The organism is Inquilinus sp. (assembly GCF_057815775.1).
This window is the reverse complement of sequence record NZ_JBYRFX010000741.1, coordinates 1-2,267: the sequence shown is the minus strand read 5'-3', so window position 1 is coordinate 2,267 and position 2,267 is coordinate 1. Positions and strand designations below refer to the sequence as shown.

The window sequence follows — 2,267 nt, the reverse complement described above, 5'->3', positions numbered from 1 at the left end:
CCCGTGCTTGCACCGCAGTCACCGTTGGCCCTCCTTGCGGCATCGACGCATGCCGCCGCGGCCCTGGGGACGGCAGCCTATCTGGCGCCGCTGGCGGCCTCGGCCGCGAGTGACCTGTCCCTCAAGGCCTTCGTCTATGTTCAGGCGACCTATCCGACCATCGGGCGCGTCGCGCTCGTATTGATGGGCGCCAGTCCGGCCGCGTCGAAGACGGCGGAGGTTGCCGAATCCGCCGTCAGCAGCGCGGTCGTCGAGACGAGCGCGGTCGTCGAGACAGAAGCGCAACCGTGCGCGATGGGATTGGAGGAGGGGTTGGATAGTTTCGCCAAGGCGCGAGGGGCAACGACCTGGAAAAACCTCGCCGATGTGATGGACTGGAAGTCGGGCGTGATCGACAAGCTGGCTAACCTGAGCACCAAGATCCATTTCAACCTTGATGGCGTCGATGTCTGGCGCGGTGTCCAGCGTGCGGCGATGGGGTCGGGAGGGGCCACCGACTGGGAGCTGCTGTTGATTCGACAGAGTCCGTGGTGGTGGGGCCGTATCCAATTCTGGCAGAATGGAGTTCCCGTCCCCAACCCCTTTGTCAGGTAGGATCAGGAACGTGTCGGAATTGATGACGGGCCGTGAGTTCCAGCTTTGGGAATATCACGTAAGCCATGGCTCGCTTCTCATTCGGAGCCCCGCCGGGCCGCGATTTGGGACGAGCATCGACATCATCTGTGTCGGGGTCGAGTATCTTGCCGCGCCTCGTCACTTCGGAGAGATCACCGTCTCCGAACCGAGCGAGGCCGAGATCGGAAACCTGGAGAAAATCCTCGGCAAGAACCTTCTCCCTTCGCGGGTATGGGCCCTTCAAGGTTCACGCCAGCGTTCCCTCTTGGTCGCGGTCTCCCTGAAGATTCAGGAACATCGCGGGGACATTTTCGACAGCCCATTTCCCCGGTGAGCCGGCGATCCGGTGATCGCACGGGGCCGGAATGTCCCGGGCTTTGCGTTCATCCTCGCCGGGTGGCGACGCTGTCCTGGAATTCGCAGATCAGGCTCCGCAATCCCGGCTCTTCCACCAGCAACAGCGCTGCGTCCGGATCGAGCCACCGGATCTCACGTTCGCTCTGTTCTGGCCATGTCCGGCGCTGGCGTTCGACCTCCAGGGGAAAGACGTGCACCTCGCAGGGCACGCTCACGCTGTCCGCGTCCAGCCACTTGTCGTAGACGAAGCTGCCGATCGACCTGGCCGTCACCGTGCCGCGGACGCCGGCCTCCTCATAGGCCTCCCGCGCCGCCGATTTCGCCGGTGTCTTGTGCTTGATCGCCCAGCCTTTCGGAATGATCCAGCGCCGGGTCCGCCGGCTGGTGACGAGCAGGATCTCGAGCGACCCATCCTGCCGGAACCGGTAGGGGAGCGCGCCGAATTGGAGGCGGGTCGCCTGCTGTCGTGCTGTCATGACCCCGGATGCCTTGCCCCTGCTGTCATGGTCCCTTCCGACAAATAGATCCCCATAAAATCGGTCGACATCAAATCATCCCCTTTATGCATCGCGTGTCTGGCGAAATTGCGGCGCCATCGGCATCGATCAGATCCTGACCGAACGTCGCCAGACCAGGTCGGACGGCAACTCAATTCTGATCGGGGCCGGGCTGTCGTCGCGGCTTTTCGACGCCAACGCCACGACATGGCCGGCAATGTCTTCGACCGGATGGTCGAAGGTGGTCAGCTGATAGGACAGCCAGCCGGCCTGCTTGATGTTGTCGAAGCCGATGACCGACAGGTCTTCCGGCACCCGCAGCCCGAATTCGTGCCGCGCCGCATCGATCAGGCCGAAGGCGGTGACGTCGTTGACGCAGAACACGGCGTCAGGCCGTGCCGTTCCCGTGAACAGCTGGTGCGCGGCGGTGATGCCGTTGTCGTAGCTGGTCATCTGGCCGCGTCGGACAATTTGCGGCTCGATCCCCACCGCCCGCGCCGCTGCCACGAACGTGTCGGCTCGGGCCGACAGGCTGGGCGTGCCGAGTTCGGTGGTGACAACGGCCGGCCGGCGGCAGCCGGCGCGCAGGAACAGGGCCAGCGCCGTCCGGGCCGCACCGGCATTGTCGAGCTGGATGTTGTCGGGCCCGACGATCCGGTCGTCGCGGCTGATCAGGATCAGCCTTTGGCCGTTTTCGAGGCATTCGCGCACGATCGACTGGGGCGGCGTGCCGGACATCACCACCGTCGCATCGGCGCGATAGTTCAGCGCCCGGCGCAGGGTGGCGGCGATGTCGTC

The 2,267-nt window shown here is 64.6% G+C and carries 4 protein-coding genes; 2 read left to right on the top strand and 2 right to left on the bottom strand.

Annotated features, from left to right (window positions below; translation table 11 throughout):
• Positions 1-594, top strand: a 594-nt coding sequence (locus AC3XYG_RS26105) for a hypothetical protein (protein WP_489142795.1), incomplete at its 5' end; no start/stop codon positions are given.
• 10 nt (positions 595-604) lie between these two features.
• The gene (locus AC3XYG_RS26100; RefSeq protein ID WP_489142794.1) at positions 605-949 is read left to right on the top strand and encodes a hypothetical protein; all 345 of its coding nucleotides are present in this window, start codon (positions 605-607) and stop codon (positions 947-949) included.
• Between the two features lie 49 nt (positions 950-998).
• Here AC3XYG_RS26100 and AC3XYG_RS26095 read toward each other — a convergent pair whose 3' ends face one another.
• Both AC3XYG_RS26095 and AC3XYG_RS26090 read right to left on the bottom strand, forming a co-directional pair.
• On the bottom strand, positions 999-1,448 hold the full coding sequence (locus AC3XYG_RS26095; protein ID WP_489142793.1) for an NUDIX hydrolase: 450 nt from the start codon (positions 1,446-1,448) through the stop codon (positions 999-1,001).
• Between the two features lie 129 nt (positions 1,449-1,577).
• A partial coding sequence (locus AC3XYG_RS26090; protein WP_489142792.1) for a substrate-binding domain-containing protein occupies positions 1,578-2,267 on the bottom strand: 690 nt, incomplete at its 5' end.

Bases quoted from the DNA above. Each gene is read 5' to 3' on its own strand.
- AC3XYG_RS26095 (WP_489142793.1), bottom strand. From the start codon at position 1,448: ATGACAGCACGACAGCAGGCGACCCGCCTCCAATTCGGCGCGCTCCCC.